Origin of the sequence: Paenibacillus sp. MSJ-34 (genome assembly GCF_018918005.1) — a bacterium.
Taxonomy (GTDB): domain Bacteria; phylum Bacillota; class Bacilli; order Paenibacillales; family Paenibacillaceae; genus MSJ-34.
Genome location: NZ_JAHLPR010000005.1, coordinates 21,483 through 45,111, shown reverse-complemented (window position 1 = coordinate 45,111; position 23,629 = coordinate 21,483). Strand labels below are relative to the sequence as shown.

24 protein-coding genes and 1 pseudogene are annotated in these 23,629 nt (G+C 48.7%); 13 read left to right on the top strand and 12 right to left on the bottom strand.

The window, feature by feature from the left end:
- Positions 1-502: 502 nt before the first annotated feature.
- Both KQI79_RS03545 and KQI79_RS03540 read right to left on the bottom strand, forming a co-directional pair.
- Positions 503-991: a cation:proton antiporter regulatory subunit gene (locus tag KQI79_RS03545; RefSeq protein WP_216536846.1), complete on the bottom strand. Its 489-nt coding sequence runs from the start codon at positions 989-991 to the stop codon at positions 503-505.
- Positions 992-1,014: 23 nt separating this feature from the next.
- Positions 1,015-2,232, bottom strand: a complete 1,218-nt coding sequence (locus KQI79_RS03540) for a cation:proton antiporter (protein ID WP_216536845.1) — start codon at positions 2,230-2,232, stop codon at positions 1,015-1,017.
- A 180-nt stretch (positions 2,233-2,412) separates the two neighbouring features.
- Here KQI79_RS03540 and KQI79_RS03535 point away from each other — a divergent pair, with 180 nt between their 5' ends.
- Entirely contained in the window at positions 2,413-3,483 is a 1,071-nt protein-coding gene (locus KQI79_RS03535) for an LLM class flavin-dependent oxidoreductase (RefSeq protein ID WP_230191734.1), read from the top strand.
- A gap of 76 nt (positions 3,484-3,559) precedes the next feature.
- Here KQI79_RS03535 and KQI79_RS03530 read toward each other — a convergent pair whose 3' ends face one another.
- From KQI79_RS03530 to KQI79_RS03520, 3 genes are all read right to left on the bottom strand, one after another.
- A complete protein-coding gene (locus tag KQI79_RS03530; protein ID WP_216536844.1) occupies positions 3,560-4,369 on the bottom strand; it encodes an alkaline phosphatase family protein in 810 nt (269 codons plus the stop codon).
- 28 nt (positions 4,370-4,397) lie between these two features.
- Complete coding sequence (locus KQI79_RS03525) at positions 4,398-5,258, bottom strand: DMT family transporter (RefSeq protein WP_253297941.1); 861 nt, start codon at positions 5,256-5,258, stop codon at positions 4,398-4,400.
- 153 nt (positions 5,259-5,411) lie between these two features.
- The gene (locus KQI79_RS03520) at positions 5,412-6,188 is read right to left on the bottom strand and encodes a DeoR/GlpR family DNA-binding transcription regulator (RefSeq protein WP_356710420.1); all 777 of its coding nucleotides are present in this window, start codon (positions 6,186-6,188) and stop codon (positions 5,412-5,414) included.
- 111 nt (positions 6,189-6,299) lie between these two features.
- On the opposite strand from KQI79_RS03520, the gene KQI79_RS03515 reads away from it, so the two are divergent.
- Together KQI79_RS03515 and KQI79_RS03510 are read left to right on the top strand one after the other, a co-directional pair.
- Positions 6,300-6,506 carry a hypothetical protein gene (locus tag KQI79_RS03515; RefSeq protein WP_216536843.1) on the top strand — a complete coding sequence of 69 codons (207 nt, stop codon included), beginning with the start codon at positions 6,300-6,302 and terminating at the stop codon, positions 6,504-6,506.
- Positions 6,507-6,609: 103 nt separating this feature from the next.
- Positions 6,610-7,746: an amidohydrolase family protein gene (locus KQI79_RS03510; RefSeq protein WP_216536842.1), complete on the top strand. Its 1,137-nt coding sequence runs from the start codon at positions 6,610-6,612 to the stop codon at positions 7,744-7,746.
- Between the two features lie 15 nt (positions 7,747-7,761).
- On the opposite strand, the gene KQI79_RS03505 is transcribed toward KQI79_RS03510, so the two are convergent.
- On the bottom strand, positions 7,762-8,598 hold the full coding sequence (locus tag KQI79_RS03505; RefSeq protein ID WP_216536841.1) for a YitT family protein: 837 nt from the start codon (positions 8,596-8,598) through the stop codon (positions 7,762-7,764).
- 15 nt (positions 8,599-8,613) lie between these two features.
- Positions 8,614-9,507, bottom strand: coding sequence for a LysR family transcriptional regulator (locus KQI79_RS03500; RefSeq protein ID WP_216536840.1), 894 nt, complete (start codon positions 9,505-9,507; stop codon positions 8,614-8,616).
- 130 nt (positions 9,508-9,637) lie between these two features.
- Here KQI79_RS03500 and KQI79_RS03495 point away from each other — a divergent pair, with 130 nt between their 5' ends.
- Together KQI79_RS03495 and KQI79_RS28145 are read left to right on the top strand one after the other, a co-directional pair.
- Entirely contained in the window at positions 9,638-10,828 is a 1,191-nt protein-coding gene (locus tag KQI79_RS03495) for a coenzyme F420-0:L-glutamate ligase (protein WP_216536839.1), read from the top strand.
- A 325-nt stretch (positions 10,829-11,153) separates the two neighbouring features.
- Positions 11,154-11,366: a DoxX family protein gene (locus KQI79_RS28145; RefSeq protein ID WP_367398128.1), complete on the top strand. Its 213-nt coding sequence runs from the start codon at positions 11,154-11,156 to the stop codon at positions 11,364-11,366.
- Here KQI79_RS28145 and KQI79_RS03485 read toward each other — a convergent pair.
- Entirely contained in the window at positions 11,353-11,850 is a 498-nt protein-coding gene (locus KQI79_RS03485; RefSeq protein WP_216536838.1) for a MarR family winged helix-turn-helix transcriptional regulator, read from the bottom strand. The two genes, KQI79_RS28145 and KQI79_RS03485, sit on opposite strands and share 14 nt — an antisense overlap.
- A 151-nt stretch (positions 11,851-12,001) precedes the next feature.
- Between KQI79_RS03485 and KQI79_RS03480 the strand changes: the two genes are divergently transcribed.
- The 3 genes from KQI79_RS03480 (at position 12,002) to KQI79_RS03470 (ending at position 14,653) form a co-directional block, all read left to right on the top strand.
- On the top strand, positions 12,002-12,427 hold the full coding sequence (locus KQI79_RS03480) for an SgcJ/EcaC family oxidoreductase (protein WP_216536837.1): 426 nt from the start codon (positions 12,002-12,004) through the stop codon (positions 12,425-12,427).
- 439 nt (positions 12,428-12,866) lie between these two features.
- On the top strand, positions 12,867-13,214 hold the full coding sequence (locus KQI79_RS03475) for a hypothetical protein (RefSeq protein WP_216536836.1): 348 nt from the start codon (positions 12,867-12,869) through the stop codon (positions 13,212-13,214).
- A 260-nt stretch (positions 13,215-13,474) separates the two neighbouring features.
- Positions 13,475-14,653 carry a multidrug effflux MFS transporter gene (locus tag KQI79_RS03470; RefSeq protein WP_216536835.1) on the top strand — a complete coding sequence of 393 codons (1,179 nt, stop codon included), beginning with the start codon at positions 13,475-13,477 and terminating at the stop codon, positions 14,651-14,653.
- A gap of 156 nt (positions 14,654-14,809) precedes the next feature.
- Here KQI79_RS03470 and KQI79_RS03465 read toward each other — a convergent pair whose 3' ends face one another.
- A complete protein-coding gene (locus KQI79_RS03465; RefSeq protein WP_216536960.1) occupies positions 14,810-16,273 on the bottom strand; it encodes a protein adenylyltransferase SelO in 1,464 nt (487 codons plus the stop codon).
- Positions 16,274-17,144: 871 nt separating this feature from the next.
- Positions 17,145-17,313 (bottom strand): annotated as a pseudogene (locus KQI79_RS03460) (galactonate dehydratase); the annotation flags it as partial.
- A 471-nt stretch (positions 17,314-17,784) separates the two neighbouring features.
- Here KQI79_RS03460 and ant(6) point away from each other — a divergent pair.
- Positions 17,785-18,642: an aminoglycoside 6-adenylyltransferase gene (gene ant(6), locus KQI79_RS03455; RefSeq protein ID WP_216536834.1), complete on the top strand. Its 858-nt coding sequence runs from the start codon at positions 17,785-17,787 to the stop codon at positions 18,640-18,642.
- A gap of 103 nt (positions 18,643-18,745) precedes the next feature.
- On the top strand, positions 18,746-18,925 hold the full coding sequence (locus tag KQI79_RS28140; protein WP_367398131.1) for an SRPBCC domain-containing protein: 180 nt from the start codon (positions 18,746-18,748) through the stop codon (positions 18,923-18,925).
- A 2-nt stretch (positions 18,926-18,927) separates the two neighbouring features.
- Here KQI79_RS28140 and KQI79_RS03450 read toward each other — a convergent pair whose 3' ends face one another.
- Positions 18,928-19,332: a VOC family protein gene (locus KQI79_RS03450; RefSeq protein WP_216536833.1), complete on the bottom strand. Its 405-nt coding sequence runs from the start codon at positions 19,330-19,332 to the stop codon at positions 18,928-18,930.
- A gap of 775 nt (positions 19,333-20,107) precedes the next feature.
- Positions 20,108-20,593, bottom strand: coding sequence for a VOC family protein (locus KQI79_RS03445; RefSeq protein ID WP_216536832.1), 486 nt, complete (start codon positions 20,591-20,593; stop codon positions 20,108-20,110).
- A gap of 159 nt (positions 20,594-20,752) precedes the next feature.
- On the opposite strand from KQI79_RS03445, the gene KQI79_RS03440 reads away from it, so the two are divergent.
- From KQI79_RS03440 to KQI79_RS03430, 3 genes are read left to right on the top strand one after another with little or no spacing between them, the layout of a single operon-like run.
- The gene (locus KQI79_RS03440) at positions 20,753-21,886 is read left to right on the top strand and encodes a DUF418 domain-containing protein (RefSeq protein ID WP_216536831.1); all 1,134 of its coding nucleotides are present in this window, start codon (positions 20,753-20,755) and stop codon (positions 21,884-21,886) included.
- Positions 21,887-21,907: 21 nt separating this feature from the next.
- Positions 21,908-23,023 (top strand): sensor histidine kinase, encoded by a 1,116-nt coding sequence (locus KQI79_RS03435; protein ID WP_216536830.1) that lies wholly within the window; start codon positions 21,908-21,910, stop codon positions 23,021-23,023.
- The gene (locus tag KQI79_RS03430; protein ID WP_216536829.1) at positions 23,020-23,625 is read left to right on the top strand and encodes a response regulator transcription factor; all 606 of its coding nucleotides are present in this window, start codon (positions 23,020-23,022) and stop codon (positions 23,623-23,625) included. The genes KQI79_RS03435 and KQI79_RS03430 overlap by 4 nt, the downstream gene beginning before the upstream one ends.
- Positions 23,626-23,629 lie beyond the last annotated feature (4 nt).

Here is a 23,629-nt window from a genome sequence, read left to right as displayed (position 1 = left end):
TATCTACAGCTATCGCATTAACCAACTCATCAAAAGTCATAACATCGCTAACTGTCGCGATTGAATCGAAAAATACAGAAAATATATTTTATCAAGAAGAATTATCCCTCTTGATAGCCCAAGTATAACACCTAATATCTGGAAAATCAAATAACATAAAGTAATTTATGTCAAAAAAGGTAGAATTAACGATTAAATTAGTAGACCTGCGAACGTGATAGTCTGGCTAACATTACCTCACTTAGGTCACCCTGAGTTGTTTTTTTGTTTTTCATAGTTTAATTAATAAAATTTATATTTCAAACTCTTAGGGCTTCATCCTTTTACACAATACAATCGTCATTTTCACATCCGATTACAGCGAAGGCAGAAGCGATTGACCCCTTGCCTTGCCAAGCGGAGTTCCCGACCGACTCCGCATTAACGGGAATGGACCTGCCGGCATAAAAAATGAGCGCCGCAAGCGGGACAGCCCTTTGCGACGCTCATCGACGATATTCGATTATCCGTTCTTCAGGAGCTCCTTCAACAACTTCACCTGATTTCTTTCGCCCGCAATGACAAGGGTCGATTCCGCCGGCAGCCGATCGTCCGGGCCGGGGTTAATTTTGTGGGCATGCTTCTCCGCAATGGCGAGAATGGTGGCTCCCGTTTTTTGGCGTACCTGCAATTCGGCGATGGATTTCTCAATACATGCATACCCCATCCCGACCTTGCACCATTCAATCACTAAATCCTCCAGCGACACTTCGATCGTTTCCAGCGCTTTCGGCTTATAGTTCATGCCGCCAATGATCGCGGCGATTTGCCTCGCTTCCTCGTCCTCCAGCGTGACTTGCGAAATAATCTCATCCGGATCGTCATCTTCGAAATGATAAAGCTCCCGTCTGCCATCGTCGTGAATGACAATAACCAGTTTATCTCCCGATCTCGATTCAACTTGGAATTTCCTACCGATACCAGGCAGATCGGATTCTCTAATCGTACCCATTTTTCAAAATCCTCCGTTCAAAATTATTCCATATTTTTAAGCTTTTCCTTTGGTTTGCTCCACCTGAATACTTTATTTAAGCCGCTGTAAATATGCTTCGACTCTTTCGCCAGCATCGGTCCGACAATGGCCAAGATGAGAACATACAACGCGGAAAATGGTTTCAGCTTCGGCATCAGTCCCGCGGCGATACCCACATTTGCCACGATGATGCTGAATTCGCCGCGCGCCATGATGGTAAGCCCGATATTTAAAGAAGCTTTATGGGACAGCCCGGCTTTTCGGCCCGCGATCATTCCCGATAGAACGTTCGCCAGGATCGTTAAGCAGACGGCGCCAACCGCGATCCATGCCGCATCGCCGAGGGTGAGCGGATCGATCCCCAGTCCGAAGCTAAAGAAGAATACGGCGCCGAAGAAATCCCGAAACGGCACGACAAGTTGTTCGATTCTTTTGCTATGTTCCGTTTCCGATAAAGCCAGGCCGAACAGGAGCGCGCCGATCGCCTCCGCGACATGCAGCTTCTCCGAAAATCCGGCGATAAAAAATAAAGCGGAAAATACGACGATAATAAATATTTCGTTGGAGGTAATGTTCAACAATTTATTTAAGATAGGAGGGCCCTTTCTGGCAATCACGAAGAACAAGAGCATATACCCGATCGAAATCCCAACGGAGAGCAGAACCCCGCCGATGGATGTCGCGCCTCCCATAAGAAGTCCGGACATGACCGACAGGAATACGGCAAGAAAGATGTCGTCGAACAAAATCATGCCCAAAATCAATTCGGTTTCGGAGTTCCCCGTCCGCCTTAGCTCCACCAAAGTTTTCGCTACGATCGCCGTCGAGGATACGGAGAGCATGCCGGCGATAATCAACGTTTCAAACAATGGAAAATTGACGATAAACCCATATGCCAACCCGATTAAAAAATTCATCAAAACGTAAATCGTTCCGCCAAATACAATGTTGCGACCCGATTTGATCAATTTAGAAACCGAGAATTCAAGTCCGAGGTAGAAAAGCAGGAATAGAACCCCTATTCTTCCGAGAAATCCAATGATCTCTTGACTTTCAATGAACTTGAAGTCAAATATTCCGATTGTTGGCGCATGCGGACCGACTAACATTCCAAGAATAATTAAGAAAGGAATGATGGAGAGCTTAAGCTTTCCAGCAAGGACAGAAGCAATGGCGACTAACAGAAGCGCGGTTCCAACTTCAAAGATCATATGATCCATACAATACCGATCCCCCCTTATTTGTCTTTAAACTATTATTATAATAGATATAGGATGCCTTTTCCAGCATTCGCTTATCCGCCAAAGTTTTTTTCGGTTATCAAATGAATTATAACTTACTAAACTTGAGAAACACTAAAATGTATAGTAAAATGATGATAACAAAAGGAGGCGTAGGAAATGGCCGATGAGACGATCGATATGGAAATAGGAATCAGCACCTTTTTGGAAGCTTCGCCTAATTCGCCGATAGGCAAGGCCGTTAGCCATGCCGAGCGGCTGCGCCAGGCAGTCGAGGAGATCGTGTTGGCCGATCAAGTCGGTCTGGATGTGTATGGGGTCGGAGAGCATCACCGCCCCGATTACGCGGGCTCTGCGCCGGCGGTCGTATTGGCCGCGGCGGCAGCCATGACCAAACGGATAAGGCTCACAAGCGCGGTAACCGTATTGTCCTCCGACGATCCGGTTCGCGTATATCAGGCATTCTCCACGCTCGACGCCATCTCGAGCGGCCGCGCCGAGATCATGGCGGGCAGGGGCTCGTTCATCGAATCTTTCCCGTTATTCGGGTACAAACTCGACGATTACGACGAATTGTTCGAAGAGAAGCTCGAACTTCTGTTAGCGATCCGCTCGTCGGAGAAGGTCTCCTGGCGAGGCGGACACCGTCCCGCCATCAACAACCTCGGGGTCTATCCCCGTTCCGTCCAGAACCCGCTGCCGGTATGGATCGCCAGCGGAGGCAATCCGGAATCCGCCGTACGCGCAGGCGTACTGGGGCTGCCGATCGCATTCGCTATTATCGGCGGCATGCCGGAGAGATTCGCTCCGTTGGTCGATCTCTATAAGAGGGCTGCCGCAAAGGCGGGGCACGATCCCGCGAAACTGCCGATTGCGACGCATTCGCACGGTTTTATCGCAGATTCCTCGGAACAAGCGGCGGATTTATTCTTTCCCTATACGCAAGCCCAGATGAACGTGATCGGGCGGGAGCGCGGATGGCCGCCGTATACCCGGGAAACGTTCGATTCCGCACGCAGCCTGCGCGGGGCTCTGTATGTAGGCGATCCGGAATATGTCGCGGAGAAAATCGTTCTATTGCGCCAAAATTTGGGGGTAAACCGCTTCTTCATGCATATTGACGTCGGCGCGATGCCCCATCGGGAGATTATGCGCGCCATCGAATTGCTCGGCACCAAGGTTGCGCCGATCGTACGCAAGGAGCTTGCGCGTATCGAGCCGAAGCAGTGAACCGCGCGCCAGCGGCAAGACCGCAACTACCCCTTCCGCATTCGCGCAAAGGGGTAGTTGTAGTGGTGCGGCAACGTTACGCTTTAAAAATTCCGGCGGGAACTTTCCCTTCCCAGCAGCCCTGCGCAGGGAGTCCCAACGCATGAGCCGCAACAGCCGCCGTATCCATAATATTGACCGGCGTACCGATAACGCCGGGATTGACCCCAGGACCGGCAACTCCCCATGTGATCGTCATATCCATCGGGTGATCGCTGCCGTGATCCTTCAAAATCGCTCCGCCGCCGCCATGGTCGGACACAAGAATAAGCAGCGTCTCTTCCAGCAATCCTCCGTCCCTTAGCGCTTCTTCGATCATATGGACATACCGGTCCGTCGACTCGATCTGCCGAATCTGCTCCGGGGTGCCGAATCCGTGGAGATGCCCGGCCGCATCCGGCAGGTCGAACTGGATAAACATCAAGGTAAAGTCCGGGTTCTCGCGAATATACGAGACGATGGCTTCGGCTAATTCCGGGTCCGGCATGGAAACGCAATGAACGCCTGACGATTGCTCAATAATCCCCGCATTGATCGGTTCCCAGCAGCTAAAAGCGGCCAGTTTCGCATCCGGCCATTGCATGCGGGCAAGCTTGAAGATGGAAGCGTACGGAAAATCGCACGGAACGGCTTGTCCATTCGCTTTTTCGTTGTTTAATCCGTGTTTGCCGGGATCGACTCCGTAGAGAAGGGAACCCCAGCATTCCGCGCTGATACTGGGAAATACCGTTTGAGCCCCGTACGTGTACGCCCCTTTCCGCAGAAGCGCATGCATATGCGGGACTTCGGCATCCTTAATGAAGTTGCCGGCCCCGTCGATGCCGATGATAACCACTTTGTTTGCCATAAGGCGAGTCCTCCTATCCTAAGATCAATTACTTAATGCCCGAGAAGGCAATGATTATAATTCCGGTCACAACAACGGCGGAAGCTGTCATTCTTCGCACGCCTTGCGCTTCTTTTAATACGAGCAAACCGAGCAGCGTACCGAACACGATTCCCACCTCGCGCATCGGGGCGATCGCGGAAACGTTGGCGCTTCTGGCCGCGAACAGGAACAGCAAATACGAACCAGGAGATAAAATCGCTCCAATCCAAATGATGTTCATATGTTTGCGAATCACGCCCATGAGCCGCCCCGGACGAAAGACCGCCGGGGTCAAGCCGAGCACGAAACCGATATTCGTGACCTCAAGCAGCGCAAGAGGGGATAAGTATTGCAGATTGACCTTGTCGATCAGCGTATACGACGTTATGCAGAGCCCGACGCCTAAAGCAAGCAGGACCGGGCGAATCGACGGCTTGTCCCGCATTTGGCCGGGCTTGCGTCCGACCATGACAACAAAGCCGATCAGCATGCAGGCAATGCCGAGCCAGCCCCATGCGGGCATCGACTCGCCCAACAGCAGGACGCCGGCGGCCGGGGCCAGCAGCGTAGGAGTCCCCCTCATGATCGGGTACACCTGCGATAAATCGCCCGCTTTATAAGTCTGCGCAAGCAGCATCGAATAAACGCCCTGCATCACGAGCGACGAACCGATCGTCAGCCATTCGGTTAACGTCAAATCGGCGGCATATAATTCGTTAAGCAGTACGGGAAGCAGCAGAATTGCCGCCGGCATGTAGATCGCCCATAAAAATACCGGTTTATCGGTGCTTTGCTTGGCAAACATATTCCAAACCGCATGCGCCAAACCGGAACATAGAACAAGGGCAAACGATACAGCAAACATCATCAATCACCAGCTCTCTCGCTTTCTCCCAACATATTACCACACAAATGCACACAAATACAATATCATTCTCAGAAAAATACAACCCTTCCCCTTACATACGGCAACAAAAAAAGGTTCCCGGCTTCCGCCAAGAACCGCTAGATGCTGCATTCCTCACTCATAAACGATCTCGATGCCTTCCTGCCTATATCGTTCGACCAGCTTACGGTCGATCCTGGAATCCGTTACAAACCGCTCGACTTCCTCGCAACCGCACACACGAATCAAGGATATCTGTTCAAACTTGCTGCTATCGGCCAGCGCAATCGTACGCTTCGCGTTGGTATGCATGATCTTCTTGATTTGCGTCTCGCCGATCGCATTATCGGTAATGCCCTCTTTCAAAGTAACGCCGCTCAAGCTCATCAGGAACAAATCGGCATAAAACCGGGCGGCGAATTCTTCCGCCAAGCCCCCGACCAGGCTCTGTTCCTCGTGCCGAATCGTGCCGCCGATAAGAATCAGCGTATAATCGGGCATCGAAATCAATTCGTTGGCGATGACCAGCGAATTCGTAATAATCGTGAGCCGTTTGCATCTCGCCTTCAGTTCCTTTGCAATCCACGTGTTGGTCGTGCTGACGTCAAGCGCGACGGACATTCCGTCTTCGACATATCTTGCCGCGATTCGGGCGATCTCCGATTTTTCCTCCCGGTAGATGGACTCGCGGATCGGCAGCGGAATTTCATGGCTGTAATCGAGCTCTCTCAGAATCGCTCCGCCATGCACCCTTTGGAGCAGCCCCTTGCTTTCCAAGTATTCCAGATCGCGCCTAATCGTTTCGAACGAAACGCCGAACGCTTCGATCAGCTCCGATGTGCGAATCGTTTTGTTTTCATTCAATCTGTCGATAATCAACCGATGCCGCTCCTGCGCAAACAATCGTATCATCCTCTCCCGCTCCGGCTGCGGCCGCATATTCTTGTTACATAGTTTACCACAACTGAAGCGCCATGCAGAATCGATTCGGCAAAAAACCGATTCGTCCAACGCTTCCCATCGATGAAACTCCTTATCGTCCAGCGGCAAATTATCCATGCCATCGACAGAGATTATAACAGGAATTGCAAACTTTCCGCGTTGCTGGAATGGATGCAGCAGGCGGCCGACGGGCATATCGCCCGGTTGGGCGTTTCATTGGATCATTTCCGCGGCGAATCTGCGGAGGGAAAGAAGTTTTTCGAAGCAACGACGAACCGCATGAAGTAAAAAGGCTGACGGAAACGCCAAAAAAAACAGTTGTATCTATAACCTTTATGCGTCATATTAAATCTATAATATGGTAAATAATGCCGGTTATGGAGGAGAGAATATGTCTCGCAAAAAAATTCAATCCGCAATCTGCGCGCTGCAACTGTTTATTTTGGTTTTAACCGGATGCGGGGTCCCCGGTGCGAACAAGGAGGTTGCCGTAGAGCCTATCGCAACGTACGAGCCCCGGGACGAAACGGAATGGATTCGGTCCATTCGGCAAACGGACCTCACCGGCATGAGCCTGCCCGAGCTGTATAAGGACTTGACGTTGATCGACATTCACAATCATGACGCGGGAAATTCCGGCGCCGTGGACAAATGGGGGGCGTACGGCATCGATCGTCTCGTCTTATTCGGCGATATCTCCGAGCCGAGCGCCCAGTTCACGGATCAATACGCTTGGGATCTATACCGCAACGATCCTTCCCGAATCTATCCTTCCTTTGCCGGATTCCCCATCTATGAAGACGAGGGGCTTTCCATCGTTCAAGAGAAGCTGGAACAAGGCTACTTAAATATCGGAGAGGTTGCCGCCGCGTCTACCTATTCGCCGATTGTCTCCAATTTGAAGTGGAAGTCCGAGCATCCGAATGACGGCAATCTGCCGCAAATTTACGATTTGGCGGCCCAATACCGCGTTCCGATTCTGCTGCACATCGACCCGCCCAACGGTTCGCCGATCCGGCATCTGGAGGAAGCGATGGAGCGGCATCCGGATACGCTGTTTATTTTTGCGCATGCCAACGCCTATAACTCTCCCGATAATCTAGAGACGCTATTGGCAAAACATCCGAATTTGTATATCGATTTTTTCCCAGGGTTTAATGCTTATAATCCCGAAAGCACCTATACGCTGCAGGACTTCATCCCGCTGATGGAGCGGTATCCGGACCGGTTCATGCTATCGACCGATTCGGGATACGGTCTATCGGTTAATGACGCAGCCGTCGCCTTATACGAGATCATCGATTTGCTTTCCCCGGAAACAGCCGTCAAAGCGGCATATCAAAACTACGAGCGGATGGTTGAGCTGCAGCCGCCGACAAATACGCAAATTGCCAAGATCAAAGAGCTTGCCGCCGGCCTTGGCGAGTACAAAACCTATCAGTTAAACAAACGGATGGCCAATGAACTGATTTTCGAATTGGAGGATAAAATGAAAATCAACAACAACGGGCAGGATTACGACGAATGAATCCGATGCTGGGATTTACTTCGCAATATCCACGAACCCTTCGCCAAACACATCGCGCACGTCATGAATGGTAATGAACGCCTCTTTATCGATCGATTTAACAATTTTTTTAAGCAAACTCACTTCCTGTTTGCTAATCACAATGTAAAGAATCTCTTTCGGCATTTTCGTATAATGCCCGTGTCCGTAGAAGACGGTAACGCCGCGATCCATTACGACATTGACTTGTTCGGCAATGGTATGATGCTCTTTGGATACGATCGTAACGGCCTTTTTAGGGTTCACGCCTTCAATAATAAAATCCATCACTTTGGTTCCTATATAGAGCATGACAATGGTGAACATCAGGCTTTGCGCGCCAATAATAAAATAAGAAGAAAACGCGACGATCAAATCAAAAAACAAAAGCGCATAGCTGACGTTCCAATCGAGATACTTATTCATGATTCTGGCTAGAATGGTGGTCCCCGCAGTCGTTCCGCCAACCCGAATAATCAAGCCTATGCCGACGCCCGTAAATATTCCCCCGAATATGGCGTTGATGATGAGTTCGTCAGAGGCGATACGCCAATCCTTCGTAAGATGCAAAAACAGCGAATTGAATACGACCGCAATAATGGTATATACCGTCGTGTTCTTATCCAAAAATTTATAGCCTACAATCAACAAAATCGAGTTTACAATCAAGCTGACCAGCCCCGGAGACCATTCGAACAGGTAGTAAAGAATGATGGTGATCCCCGTAACCCCGCCTTCGCCGAACTCGTTCGGAATAACAAATAAATTGATAGCCAAAGCAAAAATGAATGCTCCCGCTAAAATGACAAGTATGTCTAGAAAACGTTTTTTCATGGTTATGTCCTTTCATTAAATCCCAATTTTACTTTCCATGATCTCGACAAATTTTGTTGAAGCTATGGATAGAGGTACACTTTTCAAAAAACATACTCCTATGCTTCTCTTGGGAATTTCCTCCGTTAGTTCTACTTCAAACAGCAATCCTTTATTTAAATACTCTTGTGAAAATTCTTTCGTCACACAGGCAATCCCTAAATTGATTCTGGCAAACTCCAATAATAAATCATGCGAGCCTAATTCAAATTCCGGCGAAATCCTTATCCCTTTCGATATCATATACTCCTCTACGTACCTTCTGGAATTTGATTTGGTTTCCAGTAATATTAATGGCAATTTTGCCACTTCATCAAGGCCTGCCGGTTTAGATAATAGATTTTTGTATTTCTCCCCACAAACAAAAATATCATGGATATCAATACACGGTCTTCGTTCTAATGCAGGGTCATCAAGCGGAAAATTGCAAATTGCAATGTCTACCTCTCCCGATTTTAACAGGGAACAGAGCTCTAATGTTGTACCGTTAGCAATCTTTAGCTTTATATTCGGATAATGATTATGAAAAGCTTCTAAATACGGAAGTAAAAAATATCTGGAAATCGTGTCTCCCACACCGATCTTTAATTCCCCTGCCGTTAAATTTTTAAATTCTAACATTTTTTCTTCCCCGGCATCAAGTAAATGAATCGCCGAATTTACATATTCAAATAAAAGACTCCCTTCATTGGTTAACGATACCCCTTTAGGCGTTCTATTAAAAAGACGAATATCTAATTCTCGTTCCAGTTGCATGATCGCCTGGCTAACAGCCGGTTGTGTCATATAAAGGCCTTTGGCGGCGTTTGAAAAACTTTCGCTTTTTGCTACCCTGTAAAATACTTTATATAAATCTAATTTACTTACCATATAAACACCTCTTATATCCATCATTCAATATATCCATTTTACTTATACCATTCAACCGATGTATAGTACAAGTAGGCACGCCGTAATATAAAATGGGTATGAACTTTAATGCTTATAAGGAGCGATTCTATTGGAAAGAACGGTCGGAACGGTTGTTAGGGGCCTTCGTTGCCCAATCATAAATGAAGGGGACAACATCGAGGAAATTGTCGTAAATAGTGTTCTCAAGGCTGCAGAAGCGGAAGGATTTACAATTCATGATAAAGACATCGTGACTGTCACGGAGTCCATCGTTGCCCGGGCTCAAGGCAATTATGCTATGATCGATCATATCGCTCAAGATATTCGTTCAAAATTTGGAGAAGACACGGTTGGTGTCATATTCCCGATCTTAAGTCGCAATCGTTTTGCAGTCTGTCTCCGCGGTATCGCAAAAGGCGTTAAAAAAATGGTTTTAATGCTTAGCTACCCATCCGATGAAGTTGGCAACCACTTGGTGGATCTAGACATGCTTGATGAAAAAGGAATCAATCCTTGGACCGATGTTTTAACGGAACAACAATTCCGCAACCATTTCGGATACAAAAAGCATCCTTTTACCGGTGTTGATTATATTGATTATTATAAATCGTTAGTTGAAGAATACGGGGTTGCATGCGAAGTTATATTCTCAAATCATCCAAAGACCATTCTGGATTACACAAAAAGTGTTCTGACTTGCGATATCCATACAAGATTCAGAACGAAGAAAATATTAAAGGCTAATGGCGGAGTTAAAATCTATTCCCTCGATAACATATTATCGGAACCGATTCATGGCAGCGGATATAATGAAGCATACGGTCTGCTAGGCTCAAATAAATCGACAGAAGATCGTGTGAAACTGTTCCCGCGCAACTGCCAGCCTATCGTTGATACAATACAACAGTTGCTCAAAGAAAAGACCGGCAAACATGTTGAAGTCATGATTTACGGAGACGGAGCATTTAAAGACCCGGTAGGGAAAATCTGGGAGCTTGCCGATCCCGTTGTATCGCCGGCATACACATCAGGACTTGACGGTACGCCTAATGAAGTGAAGTTGAAATATCTTGCGGATAACAACTTTGCGCACTTAAGAGGCGAAGACCTGAAACAAGCTATATCCCAATACATTAACAATAAAGGTTCCGATCTTGTCGGATCGATGGAAGCGCAAGGCACTACACCCAGAAAGCTTACCGATCTTATCGGTTCCCTCTCCGATTTAACTTCGGGAAGCGGAGATAAAGGCACACCGATTGTGTTTATACAAGGTTATTTCGACAACTATACAAAATAATATGATATAACCCCTTGAACTGCGGCCCGTAGGATGGACACTTTGAAAAAAGTGGCTTCTTACGGGTTTTTGCGGTTGTTCCCTTCTACTGTAGTCTAAACTGCATATTTATTAGATGAATTACGTTATGCTTTAAAGCAGCAGCGAGAGCGCGAGCTCTTTCTATGAATAAATATTCCGGGGAGTGTGACGCATTTGAATATCGTCTATATGGTCATTCAGTTGATTCTAATAGGTATATTTGCCGTGTCCGTTGCCATGAAATTGACACGCACAAAATCGATGGTTCGACATTGGAACGAATACAGGTACCCCCATCTGGTTTATGGATGTCGTCGCCTCGTTGGAATCGGTCGGCATACTCGGAATGATTGCGGCATTTTGGATACCGGAATTATCGAACTACGCCGCAGCCCTTTTCATCCTTCTGATGGCAGGGGCCATCCATGCCCATCTGTTTCGGGCCAAGCATAAACCTGTCATGGCGATCAACGCTTTGCTCATGCTGGTGTTGTCTGTCATTCTCATCGTGATGTAGACTCATGTTTCATTTTGTTCATCTCAACCAACGCGATGTCATTGCACTGTCTAATAAAGTCAAGAAGCAGTTGCGTCTCCTGCTCGCTGTATTGCGACAGTAGCGCTAGCATCGATTGAGCGATGGATTCGAACATGAGAGAGATCCGGTCCGAACCGTCCGGAACCGGTTTGACCACGACGCGTCTTCGATCGTTCGGATCCTTATCCCTCATTACATATCCGGCTTGTTCCAAGCGATCGATTACGCTTGTCACCGCTCCCGTTGTTAGACCCGTCAACCCCGCCAATTGACCGGCCGTAACGGGACCGGTGCGCATCAAGAAATCGAGACACTTATGGTCGGTGGCGTTCAGGCCTAATTTCTCGGAGATGAGTTGATGAAGCATAACGGCTCGCGCGCTGTTTTGGCGCAATTCGTTAAGTAAAGCTTGTTGTAGAGATGTAGGGTTGGATAATGCGGAAGGATCATTGTTGCTTGACATGGCGAAACCTCCATATTATAATCATAATACCTTAATATATTAAGATATTATATTCATTAAGCAAATTTGTTTGTTAAGCATTTCTTAGTTACCAGTATACCATAGGGCGACAGCATGTCAGAATAAATTTACGATGAGAGGAACGATTCCAATGGCAAATCGAGAAGATGTGGAGGCTATCCAAGCATTATTTGCAAAGCTGACCGACTCCTGGAATAAGGGGGATGGCGCGGCATACGGCGACTGCTTTACGGAGGACGCGGATTATGTGACGTTTGCGGGACAGCATCTGAAAGGGAGAAAGCAGATCGCCGATACGCACGAATGGTTATTCAACGGTCCGCTGAAAGGTTCGGTGTTGGAATCCAGAGCAGCTTCCGGCTTGCAGCCGCGCTTCATTACACCGGACGTGGCGATTGTCCATGCAATCGGGGAGGCGCGTTTGGCCAATCCTTCCGAGGACCCGAACGACAGAGGCTCGATTAATACGAATGTGGCCGTGAAGCGTAACGGAGAGTGGAAACTGACCGCCTTCCATAATTGCCGCATTCAAGAGATGCCCGGAGGCAAACGTTAGATCGGGTCATAGGACGGTTTCAGGGCGTTCGAAGGGACGCCTTGAAAGATATGATAACTGCCGCTGTTTCAATTCCGATTTCACTTTGAAGGCCTTATCCGCATTCCGGGCCCCGCATATCATTCTTCGAATTATTTCATTGATTGGAATTTCCTCCTCGGCGATTGGAATCGGTCACATAGTCCCTGCCTCCCAGCCTTCGTAGAGGTTGTATTTATACAACTTGTATCAGCAAAATTCGATCCAATGGATATCAATGCAGCAAGAAGATCGCAACCACTGGCCGAATAGAGCGATCTTCCTTTCCCCGCTTATATAAGCCCTCATCTTGGGAACGTAAAGTGATGATGAGAAGTTATCCGAGGAATCATAGGTAATTTTTTACATATACATCTTACATGCTTTATTCACTAACCCCATTCTAAGGAGGAGTTCGGTAATGAAAAAAATGAAAGTGGTTTTACTGGTGTTTGTCATGCTATTCGTTTGTGCCTCGACTGCGTTCGCCGATCAACAAACGGGAACCTACATACACCAAGGCGGTAATCTTAGGGTCCACTATGCGGCCTATGATTCGCATATCGGCGGATACATGTCTATTTATATTTACAGAGTAACGACGAGCGGCGAAGTGCTTATCGATTCCTTCAGCGAAGAAGGCGGGCGACCCGGACATGATATTCATCAGGGCGCGAGGGACTTGGGCAATCAACCTGCCGGAACGTATAAATATGTCGCCGTCGCGCCAAGCGGCTGGATGGGACCTTCGGTTTGGTTCGGCAGTTGATCGAAAAGTCGGCATCATAAGCGGAAAATGACGGGTATCCATTGCGGGTGCCCGAGCGTCCTATAGACAGGGACAAGCCGCCCATGTACATTGTTAACATATTAGAATCTTGATATAATGCTTGATATATTGCCCCCCTATAAGAATAAAGGTGAAACACATGACTCTCTCATTCGCAAGATTAATCAAATGCAACCCCCCCATTCCGTAATTTCTCTTTAAGCGAACTGAGATTTTCGGATTATAGGGGGTTATTGAATATGGCAAGAAAAATCTCAACGCCTTCATTGTTGTTATTCATTCTTCTTGTGGGTTTCCCGCAAATTAGCGAAACGATCTATACGCCGTCATTGCCCGATATAGCCAATCATTTGCATGCAAGCGGCAACGTCATCCAACTGACGCTTAGCATTTACTTCCTAGGCTTCGCTTTCGGCGTTTTTTGCTGGGGAAGACTTTCCGATTCCATAGGACGGCGTCCCGCATTGCTATGGGGAATTATCGTTTATGGCGCAGGAAGCTTGGGTTGTTATCTTTCTAATTCGGCCGAGTGGTTATTGGTGAGCCGGTTCATTCAGGCCTTTGGCGCTAGTACCGGTTCCGTGGTTACGCAAACCATTCTGCGCGAGAGTATTGATGGAGCCAAACGTCATGCTGTTTTTGCTCAAATTTCCGCAGCTCTGGCTTTCACCCCGGCAGTCGGACCGTTACTTGGAGGATGGATCGATCAATCGCTTGGTTTTAAGGCTGTTTTCATCACTCTTCTTGCGATGAGCGCTGCCATTTTTATGTACACGTTCGTTGCTCTGCCCGAGACAAGGGTGTTCGCAACTTCAAACATTAACACTCTTTCTGTAGCCAAACGTTTGATTTCCGACCGTAGAGTATGGGCATTCGGTTTTCTTATAGGAGCGACCAATGGCATATTGTTTAGTTACTATGCCGAAGCCCCGTTTATTTTTATTGAATTTTTCCATATGAGTCCGGGCATGTTCGGTTTTTTCGGAATTTTCGTAGCCATTTCTTCCATATTCGGCGCAATGTTATCGGAAAAACTGCTAACGAAATTGCCGGCGGAACGAATCATCCTACTCGGCGCCATCGTCACGACTGCGGGAGCTGCTTGCCTCACCGGTCTCGCTCTTTATGGAATGAGCCCTTCCATCGTATGTATGGTTTTGATGGTAGCTTGTCTCTTCATTCTACTGCTGGGGATTGGCATGGCTATTCCTAACTGCCTTAGTCTCGCGCTAATCCATTACAGCGATGTACTCGGTACGGCCGGCGCCATATTCGGGTTGGGTTACTACATTGTTGTCAGCCTTATTACCAGCGGCATGAGTTACCTTCATAATGATTCATTAGCAACGATGCCTCTGTATTTCCTCGGCTTGGCGGCATTGATGGTTGTTGTAAGCAAAAGGCTCGCGAGGGCTTAAAACAAAGCAGCATGAAAGTATCATCCTGCAACACGGCCTTGGTCCTTAATTGGACTGAGGCCGTTTCGTTTTGCCAATAATCGCTCCTACGCAAAATGCAGCCCGTCTCCCGAAGGAGAGGGCTGCAGCATTTTGCGTTATTGCGGCGAGGAAATGTCAGGTGCCGCAAAACGTTCGGTAAGGCCGGCTCGACGGCGCAGGCGGCGAGGAATATTCCGCCTGTTCGGGAGAGTGCGCGTAAGGATTGGAAAGAACATGAAGCAGCCGCTCCATCACGCTGTAATCTCCCCGCTCCGACGCGGCTTCCAGCGCCTCTTCCACTCGGTAGTTGCGAGGGATGAGCGCGGGGTTGCTGCTGCGCATCAATTGATGCGAGGAGGCCTGCGATTCCTGTTGCCTGCCCAGCCTCGCCTGCCACTGTTCATGCCATGAAGCGAATTCCGCGGCGCAAGATAAATCCGAGTCCTCCATCTTGTCAAAGGTTAAGGCGAGAAACGTATTGGTGTAATCCGCACGATACTTCTGCATGATGCCGAGCAGGTCTCCAATCAAGGATTCGTCCTCCTGCTCTTCGTGAAAGATCCCCAGCTTCGCCCTCATGCCCGCAAGCCAATTCCGCTGAAACAGCGAGGCAAAATCCGATATCGCATCCTCGGCCATTTTGACAGCCTGCGCCTCGTCGTCATGCAGAAGCGGCAATAAGGTTTCGGCAAATCGCGCGAGATTCCAAGCGGCAATATACGGTTGATTGCCATAGGCGTAACGGCCCTGCGTATCAATGGAACTGAACACCGTCGCCGGGTCGTACGCATCCATGAAAGCGCAAGGCCCATAATCGATCGTTTCTCCGCTAAGGGCCATATTGTCGGTGTTCATCACCCCGTGAATAAAACCGACCCGTTGCCATTGGGCAATGAGCGAGGCCTGACGCTCGACCGCTTCCCGCAACAGAAACAGGTAACGGTTCTCGTCGGGATCGAAATCCGGAAAATGCCTTAGCAGTATATAATCGGCAAGGGTTCGAAGATCCTGGACCGTCCCCCATTTTGCAACGTATTGAAACGTCCCGACGCGCAGATGGCTGGCAGCTACACGGGTCAGAACCGCGCCGGGCAGCTCGGTTTCGCGGAGAATCGACTCGCCGGTTGTTACCACCGCCAGACTGCGGGTCGTAGGAATGCCAAGGGCATGCATCGCTTCGCTGATGATGTATTCGCGCAGCATCGGCCCAAGCGCCGCTCGGCCGTCGCCTCGTCGGGAGTATGGCGTTCTTCCCGAACCTTTCAGTTGAATATCGAACCGTTCGCCCGCAGGGGTGATTTGCTCGCCGAGCAGCAGCGCCCGGCCGTCCCCCAACATCGTGAAATGCCCGAATTGATGGCCTGCGTACGCTTGAGCAAGAGGCTCGGCACCTTCGGGAATTCGATTCCCGGCAAACGCTGCTGCGCCGTCGCCGCTGCGCAGCGCTTCGGCATTCAATCCGAGAGACGCCGCCAGCCGATCGTTAAGAACAACCAGCCTCGGCGAACGAACGGGGGTCGGGTCGACCTTGGAAAAGAACAGTTCTGGCAGACGGGCGTAACTGTTGTCGAAGTTCCATCCTACAAGTTCCTTTGTCATCATATCTCCCTTTTTTCTTATAGCTTGTTGTATCTTAGTGTTTTTCTCTTACATCAAATAATAATCATGGGTAAGAATATAATATGCGGCGGAAAAAACCAATAACATCGCCTGCCGCCCTGCTCCTCAAATTCGCGGACACTGGATACGTTAATTATGACAAACGGCCCGATTTTGGACCGTTTGCGGACAGACGATCCTTTATTCGCGGCAAAAGTGCAAGAACAAGACCTCCGACGAACGAATAACGGAATCAATGTCTTCCTAAACAGCAAATAAGCGATTTGGACGCATAATAACGGCCGTACGGTCCGGATAGCAATTTCTCGGTGCAACGCTATTGGTTTGGTTGAGTAAATACATGCATTTTGAGTAATTCCATAATTGGCCACCGTTGATGAAACAGGGTTCTATTTCGCATATAGAAGGGGATGCCTCCCTACAAATCTAAGGGGATTCACGCGGCGCTCTTGTTGCGCTAACGAAACTGCCAATCCTTATTGGACTCGAAATGAAGACGTTCCCACCCTAAAGAAAGTACAAATCGTTATTCATTGAAAATCGGCCGGTTTACCAACCTTTTCCCCTCAATAGCGTGTTCTAGTTTCGTTACACCAGCAACGGGGTCATTTACAGGCTATTAGCGTGTTCTAGTTTCGTTAGCCCGCTCGACGGATCGTCAGCGGTGCAGCGGTATTATGAAATTGACTCCAATCACAGGCTTTTTGCCTCATTTCCTGTTTAGTTGGGTAAATACATCCATTTTTGCAGGAGTTCGTCTTCAACACGGTGATTGCCGGCCAATAACACATGGCACCTTCCAATGAACTCGAATCCGCAGCCTTTTTCGATGCAACGCCAACGCCATTGCCTACCACTCCGCGATCGTCCGTCCTCCTGCCGCCATACGGGATTCCGCCAATTATGGCCGATCGCAGCCATTTCGCGGACTTTCGCCTCGTTCACCTCGATGCCGAGGCCGGGCAGCGTCAAATTATTTACATAGCCACCTTATATTCGAAAACGGACGGGTCGACCAAATCCTCCGGCTTGCCCCACCGGCCCGCGGGAATGCGGGAATTCACTTGCGGGAGCCGGACATCGTCCTGCATCAAATCGGTATTCATCTCGTCGCCATATAGCCGGGCGCCGTTCCGCCGCAGCCGGCCAGCATACTTAGGGAGAGAAGAAGGGTCAGACCTGTTCCCAGCCATCTCTTTTTCATTTCGTTACCCCCTTATCGTCATATTTGCAATATTTTCAAAAAAATAAAACATAATACTTTCCCAATATAACGGGATTTAACATCCATAACAAAACGTTAACCGATTTATAAGCGTATACACAACTGTGTGGATTGCCATCCAGAGCACCGAAGCATGCGGGGGCAAATCTTAAAGGACCATCCTTGGGGATGACCCTTTCTCTGTACTGTTCGAGCTTTGGACTACTTTGCAGCGGTTCTATTTCTAATGTTACAATAAAATGGCTAAGACTGGAGGACGTTGGAAATGAGGAGCGAGCAAGAAATGATGCGCATGTTTGTTGATTTTGCTATAAAAGATGATAGAATTCGACTCGCAACGTTGGAAGGATCGCGCACGAACCGAAATATCCCCCGCGATTCGTTTCAGGATTACGATATTTCTTATTTTGTGACCGATATGGATTCTTTTAAAGAAAACGATCGTTGGCTGGATCGGTTCGGCAAGCGCACGATGATGCAAAAGCCCGAGGATATGGAGCTGTTCCCGGCGGAACTCGGGAATTGGTTCTCTTATATCATTCTATTTGAAGACGGCAATAAATTGGATTTGACGCTGATTCCGGTAAACGAAGCCGAAGATTACTTTGCAAATAGCGACGGCTTGGTGGAAGTCCTGCTGGATAAGGATGCTCTCGTCAAAACCGAAGTCATCGCAAGCGACCGCCAATACTGGATTCAAAAGCCGACCGCAAGAGCATTTGACGATTGCTGCAACGAATTTTGGATGGTCTCCACTTACGTCGTAAAAGGATTGGCGAGAAAAGAAATCCTCTTTGCCATTGATCATTTAAACGAAATTGCCCGCCCTAATCTGCTAAGAATGATGTCATGGCAGATCGGAGTAGAGCAAGGCTTTTCCTTCAGCGTGGGGAAAAATTATAAATTTATCGACCGCTATCTCCCCAAGGAAACTTGGGACGCCTTGCTATCCACTTATTCCGGGAACGGTTACCCGAATATGTGGCAGTCTTTATTCACTTGTTACGAGTTATTCAGAACATATTCCAAATCCGTGGCAGAGAGCCTTGGATATCCATATCCCGATTATGATGAGGCTGTCACCAAGTATACGGAAAAGATCTATCGCGCATGGAAGGAATAAACGGTGCTGCTTATACTCCTTCTACCGGCAACGATTCGCAGCCGGATGCTCTTCTTTTGCGGAATTCATCGGGAGTCATTCCAATGACTGACTTGAAAGCTTTATCCCCGAAAACTATTCGATCATTACATTTTCGTTATATGAACAAGATAACATGACAGTCTTGAAATTAAAACAAAGCGACTTTGCGACTTTGAGTATGTATGAACATTCGGATAAGAACTGGGAGGCAACATTAGATATCATCAAGCAACTATCCGAAAAAGAATCTTTCGCCGACTGACGTTATTCGCGGCAAATCATCAACTTGTTGCCGTCCGGATCCTTTACAACGAACCACTGATCATGTTCGATTTCCGTTACGAGTTCCACGCCCAGTTGTTTCATATAGGCAAGCGAACCTTCCAAATCCGCAGTCAGGAACGTAAAAGCGGGAGTTTCGATGGGAGGGGCTCCGTCCGGCCGGTCGCCTCCCCACTTCGGCATCGTGTCCAGAACGAGCCCGGTTCCCTCCATCGGCAGCGGGCACAAATGGCCGTTCATAATTTCGCAGTCGGCTCCTTTCAGCCCTAGAACTTGGCAATACCAACGGCGGGACTTTTCTAGATTCCGTACCGGGACGAAAATGCCCCCTATTTTGTTTTTGATCGGACTGACTTGGTTGAGGTGAACCTGCCCTTGTTCATTCATCGATTTGCCTCCTTGGTTACTATTAAACGTACGGCCTGTCATGAGAGGAAAAGAAGCTGCCGTCAAGCTAATCATAGCAAATGATTCCAATATCACAAGGAAAACCGCCAGGGGCGCTCGTCCCGACCGTTTTTTTGGTTGCGTACAGATATGAGCAGCGTTCGCCCTGTTATGTAAGTCAATTTCATAAGTGGCCACCGTTGATGTAACTGGCTTTATTGCGCATATAGAAGGGGATTCCTCCCTATTTCGAAGGCGATCCGCGCCAACCTACGCTTCTTCATTTGGCGCTAACGAAACTGGCAATCCTTATTGGGCTCAAAATGAAGACGTTCCCATCCTAACGAAAGTACGCATCGTTATTCATTGAAAATCGGCGGTTTTACGGCCTTTTTCCCCTCATTAGCGTGTTTCAGTTTCGTTACACCAGCAACAAGGTGATTTACAGGCTATTAGCGCGTATCCGTTTCGTTAGCCCGCTCGACGGGTCGTCAGCCGCCAGTGGTATGATGAAATTGACTCATGCAACTGCAATTTTCCATTTACAAAAGCGGATTCGGACGATTTTCGCTCGCGTAGCTGCAAATATCCAGTTATTTCTGCCCACTTGAACGAAAAGTGCGGGAAACGAGCCCGAATAGATGGATTTTTGCAGTTGCTACGATCCAAAAACGGTTTTTTTCGCCAAATTAATGGATTTTTGCACTTGCTATCAAGCGCTCGCGTTTCCTATGCGGGATGGCCTTATCTTCGTTATGCAAGCATCTTATCGCTCTCACTCGTACGCTTTCCGCAACGTTTCGATATCGATTTTGGCCTTCGTTTGGAGCAACGCCTTCATTACTCGTTCCGATTTTTCCGGGTCGAGGTCGCATATCATCTCCGTCAAATTGCCGGGAACGATCTGCCACGACACGCCGAATTTGTCTTTCAGCCAGCCGCACACCTGCGCCTTCTCGTCTCCCCCTTCAGAGAGCTTATCCCAGAAATAATCCAACTCTTCTTGATCCTCGCAATGGACGATAAAGGATATTGCCTCTGTAAACGTAAAATGCGGACCGCCGTTTAAAGCGACGAATTGCTGTCCTTCCAGTTGAAACTCCGCAGTCATAACCGTTCCCTCAGGCGTCCTGCGCACATCGCGATTGTCCTTCCCATAGTAAGTGATTCTCCCGATTTTGGAATTTCCGAAGATCGAGGTGTAAAATTGCGCCGCCTCTTCCGCTTGCGAATCGAACCATAAGATTGGCGTTGCATTCAATTCTTAAGAAATGCGATGTCTTACCGTCAAAGCAAACGCTCGTTTATGCAGCCATATGACACCTGTCATCAACTTCTCTTTACAGATGTGAATGTTCTGTCCATCTCCCCGTCGTTACAATGGAATTACGCTAATTATGACAAGAAGAGAGTGAACGCTATGGAACAACGCAAAGAAAGAATCCGCCTGCTTGATATTTTACGGGGATTCGCCATCCTGGGAACGCTCGGGACAAACATTTGGATATTCGCGAATTTGGGAGATCTATCTTATATTACAACGTTCGATCATTCCGGTTGGTGGGGCGCGAACGACCTCGTCAGGATGACCGTATTATTCCTTGTGAACGGGAAGCTGCTCGGGCTGCTCACGATCATGTTCGGCGTCGGACTGGAGATGAAGTACCGGCAAGCGATGCGCCAAGGAAAAGCTTGGCCGGGAACCTATATTTGGGTGTCTCTGATCTTGTTCTTGGAAGGCTTGCTTCATTTTACCCTAGTCATGGAATATGACATTTTAATGAGCTATGGCGTGACCGCCATCATTGTCGCCTTCATCGTCAAAGGCGGCGACCGCGTCATATCCGTCACGATGAAAGCGATCGGGAGCATTCACGCGACCTTGATTCTAGGCATTCTGCTGCTTGGCCTGATCGATGCCAATATTTCATTGGGCAGCTTTGCCGATATTATCGCTCTATATCGAGACGGCACTTGGCTGGAGCAAATTCAATACCGGCTGTCTCATTTCCTCCTGCTGCGATTGGAGACAATCCTCGTCATTCCGATGAATGTGTTTTTATTTCTGCTTGGCGTCCGACTTATGCGCTCAGGGGTGTTCGCTCAGGATGAGAACGGCCGAAGACGGCGCAGCAAGCTTTTGAAGCTCGGACTTTATGTAGGGTTGCCTTTAAATCTGCTTGTCTTCATTCCTGGCGGAGCATTCGACTTGCCTGTCCGCTATTTATTCGCTCCATTGCTGTCCCTGGGCTATATAGCAATCATTGGAAACATGGTACAATATACGAAGTGGAATGGGCTTTGGCGCCTGCTTGAACATGCCGGAAAAATGTCGTTAAGCTGTTACGTCATCCAAAATGTGATCTGCTCCGTCATTTTCTACGGCTGGGGCTTCGCTCTCGGCGGAAAGCTTAATTCCTTGACAATCATAGCGGTCTGGTTCGGCATGTCCGTATTCCAATTATGGTTTGCAACCGTATGGCTTCGCGTCTTCAAACTCGGACCGATGGAATCGGTCCGCAGACGCGCGGTAGGACTGTTCGAATCCAGGTAGCCGACCCGGAGGCTATAGCGGATGATTCACAAACTTTACCCGAGAGATCAAATCAAATACTATCTGCTGCTGGATGTCTTCTCGGTCGTATTTTTATTCTATTTCGTTCTCAGCGCAAAGTCCGCTCTTGGGCTCTTGGGCAGCCTACTGCTGTTGCTCTTGTTTATGGCTTCATTTTATATCGCGCTTTGGCGGCGGGATTGGCTGCAACTGGCGGCCATTGTACTCGGGTTGGCCGCATTGGCAATACTTGCGGTGCATGCCGGCCCGAACATCCTGCTTTTTGGATTTATTTTTGCCGACCTGCTCGGAAGATCCAAATCCAAGTGGAATATTGGTCTAGGCATTGCGGCCATCGCTATCATGTTTCTCTTCGTTTCTTGGCAAAGAGCGGATCTGTTGTTCCAACGGGAACAGCCGATTCTGCTCCCGATTATGATCGTTCAAATGATGCTTCCTATCGTCATTTATATCATCGTGAAAACGAGAGACTTGCAGGGCGAATTGGACGCAGCAAATAAACAGCTCATTCAACAAGAGGAAAGAAAGCGGATTGCGAGGGATCTTCACGATACGCTCGGCCAAACCTTGACGATGATCAAGTTAAAAAGCGAGCTCGCCGCGAAATGGGTGGATAAGGATCCCCGGCAAGCCAAGGCAGAACTGCAAGATATACTGGCTACGTCGAGAATCGCCTTGAAGCAAGTGAGGGAGCTGGTTTCGGATATGAAGTTCGCATCCCTGGCCGGTGAGCTGGAACAATCCCGCAAGCTGCTGCATACGGCGGGCATTGAACTTGATATCGTGGAGAACGGGAAGCCTCCGCTGTTATCCAGCGTGGAGGAAACGATGATCGCGCTCTCCGTGCGGGAAGCGGTGACGAATATCGTCAAGCACAGTCGGGCATCGCAATGTACGATCAAATTGGAGACCGTGGACCGTTGCTATTGCATCGATATAACGGATAACGGAGTCGGGCTGGCGGAGCAAGCAAGCGGAAACGGAATTGCGTCGATGAACGAGCGGATGCAAGCCCTTCACGGAACTCTTGCGGTAAATCATGCGCCGGGCGGAGGAACGGCCATTTCCATGAAACTTCCGCTTCGCCGGCAAGGAAAGGAGAATTCTGCATCATGATTCGAGTCGTCATAGCGGAAGATCAGCAAATGCTGCGCGGCGCCTTCGCCTCGTTGTTGAAATTCGAATCCGATATCGAGGTGGTCGCGGAGGCGCCCGACGGAAATCAAGCCTGGGAAGCGATCCAGCGGCATCGGCCCGATGTGTGCGTGCTGGATATCGAAATGCCTCTCGTCAGCGGCCTGGAGTTGGCCGAGCGGATCAGAAACGCCGGCTTGCCCTGCAAAATCGTGATTGTCACCACGTTTGCCCGACCCGGTTACTTGCAGAAATCCATCGATGCCCAAGTCGACGCCTATTTATTGAAGGACGAACCGATCGATTTCCTCATCGAATCGATCCGCCGAGTGATGAACGGCGAACGGGTCATTAGCACGGATTTGGCGGCGGCCCTCTTCATGAAAGAGGAAAACCCGCTCAGCGAAAGGGAGGTCGAAATGCTGCGATTGACCAAGAAAGGCATGTCGACCGACGAGATCAGCAAGGCCCTCTTCCTGACGAAGGGGACCGTGCGGAACTATTTATCCTCGGCGATTCAGAAGCTGGAAGCCGAATCGAGGCAGCAAGCCGTCAATATTGCCGATGAGAAAGGATGGCTGTAAATTC

Excerpts from the sequence above, each read along its gene's own strand:
- KQI79_RS03545 (WP_216536846.1), bottom strand. The coding sequence starts at position 991 with ATGGGTACGATTAGAGAATCCGATCTGCCTGGTATCGGTAGGAAATTC.
- KQI79_RS03540 (WP_216536845.1), bottom strand. The coding sequence starts at position 2,232 with ATGGATCATATGATCTTTGAAGTTGGAACCGCGCTTCTGTTAGTCGCC.
- KQI79_RS03535 (WP_230191734.1), top strand. The coding sequence starts at position 2,413 with ATGGCCGATGAGACGATCGATATGGAAATAGGAATCAGCACCTTTTTG.
- KQI79_RS03530 (WP_216536844.1), bottom strand. The coding sequence starts at position 4,369 with ATGGCAAACAAAGTGGTTATCATCGGCATCGACGGGGCCGGCAACTTC.
- KQI79_RS03525 (WP_253297941.1), bottom strand. The coding sequence starts at position 5,258 with ATGATGTTTGCTGTATCGTTTGCCCTTGTTCTATGTTCCGGTTTGGCG.
- KQI79_RS03520 (WP_356710420.1), bottom strand. The coding sequence starts at position 6,188 with ATGATACGATTGTTTGCGCAGGAGCGGCATCGGTTGATTATCGACAGA.
- KQI79_RS03515 (WP_216536843.1), top strand. The coding sequence starts at position 6,300 with ATGAAACTCCTTATCGTCCAGCGGCAAATTATCCATGCCATCGACAGA.
- KQI79_RS03510 (WP_216536842.1), top strand. The coding sequence starts at position 6,610 with ATGTCTCGCAAAAAAATTCAATCCGCAATCTGCGCGCTGCAACTGTTT.
- KQI79_RS03505 (WP_216536841.1), bottom strand. The coding sequence starts at position 8,598 with ATGAAAAAACGTTTTCTAGACATACTTGTCATTTTAGCGGGAGCATTC.
- KQI79_RS03500 (WP_216536840.1), bottom strand. The coding sequence starts at position 9,507 with ATGGTAAGTAAATTAGATTTATATAAAGTATTTTACAGGGTAGCAAAA.
- KQI79_RS28145 (WP_367398128.1), top strand. The coding sequence starts at position 11,154 with ATGGATGTCGTCGCCTCGTTGGAATCGGTCGGCATACTCGGAATGATT.
- KQI79_RS03485 (WP_216536838.1), bottom strand. The coding sequence starts at position 11,850 with ATGTCAAGCAACAATGATCCTTCCGCATTATCCAACCCTACATCTCTA.
- KQI79_RS03480 (WP_216536837.1), top strand. The coding sequence starts at position 12,002 with ATGGCAAATCGAGAAGATGTGGAGGCTATCCAAGCATTATTTGCAAAG.
- KQI79_RS03475 (WP_216536836.1), top strand. The coding sequence starts at position 12,867 with ATGAAAAAAATGAAAGTGGTTTTACTGGTGTTTGTCATGCTATTCGTT.
- KQI79_RS03470 (WP_216536835.1), top strand. The coding sequence starts at position 13,475 with ATGGCAAGAAAAATCTCAACGCCTTCATTGTTGTTATTCATTCTTCTT.
- KQI79_RS03465 (WP_216536960.1), bottom strand. The coding sequence starts at position 16,273 with ATGACAAAGGAACTTGTAGGATGGAACTTCGACAACAGTTACGCCCGT.
- KQI79_RS03450 (WP_216536833.1), bottom strand. The coding sequence starts at position 19,332 with ATGAATGAACAAGGGCAGGTTCACCTCAACCAAGTCAGTCCGATCAAA.
- KQI79_RS03440 (WP_216536831.1), top strand. The coding sequence starts at position 20,753 with ATGGAACAACGCAAAGAAAGAATCCGCCTGCTTGATATTTTACGGGGA.
- KQI79_RS03435 (WP_216536830.1), top strand. The coding sequence starts at position 21,908 with ATGATTCACAAACTTTACCCGAGAGATCAAATCAAATACTATCTGCTG.
- KQI79_RS03430 (WP_216536829.1), top strand. The coding sequence starts at position 23,020 with ATGATTCGAGTCGTCATAGCGGAAGATCAGCAAATGCTGCGCGGCGCC.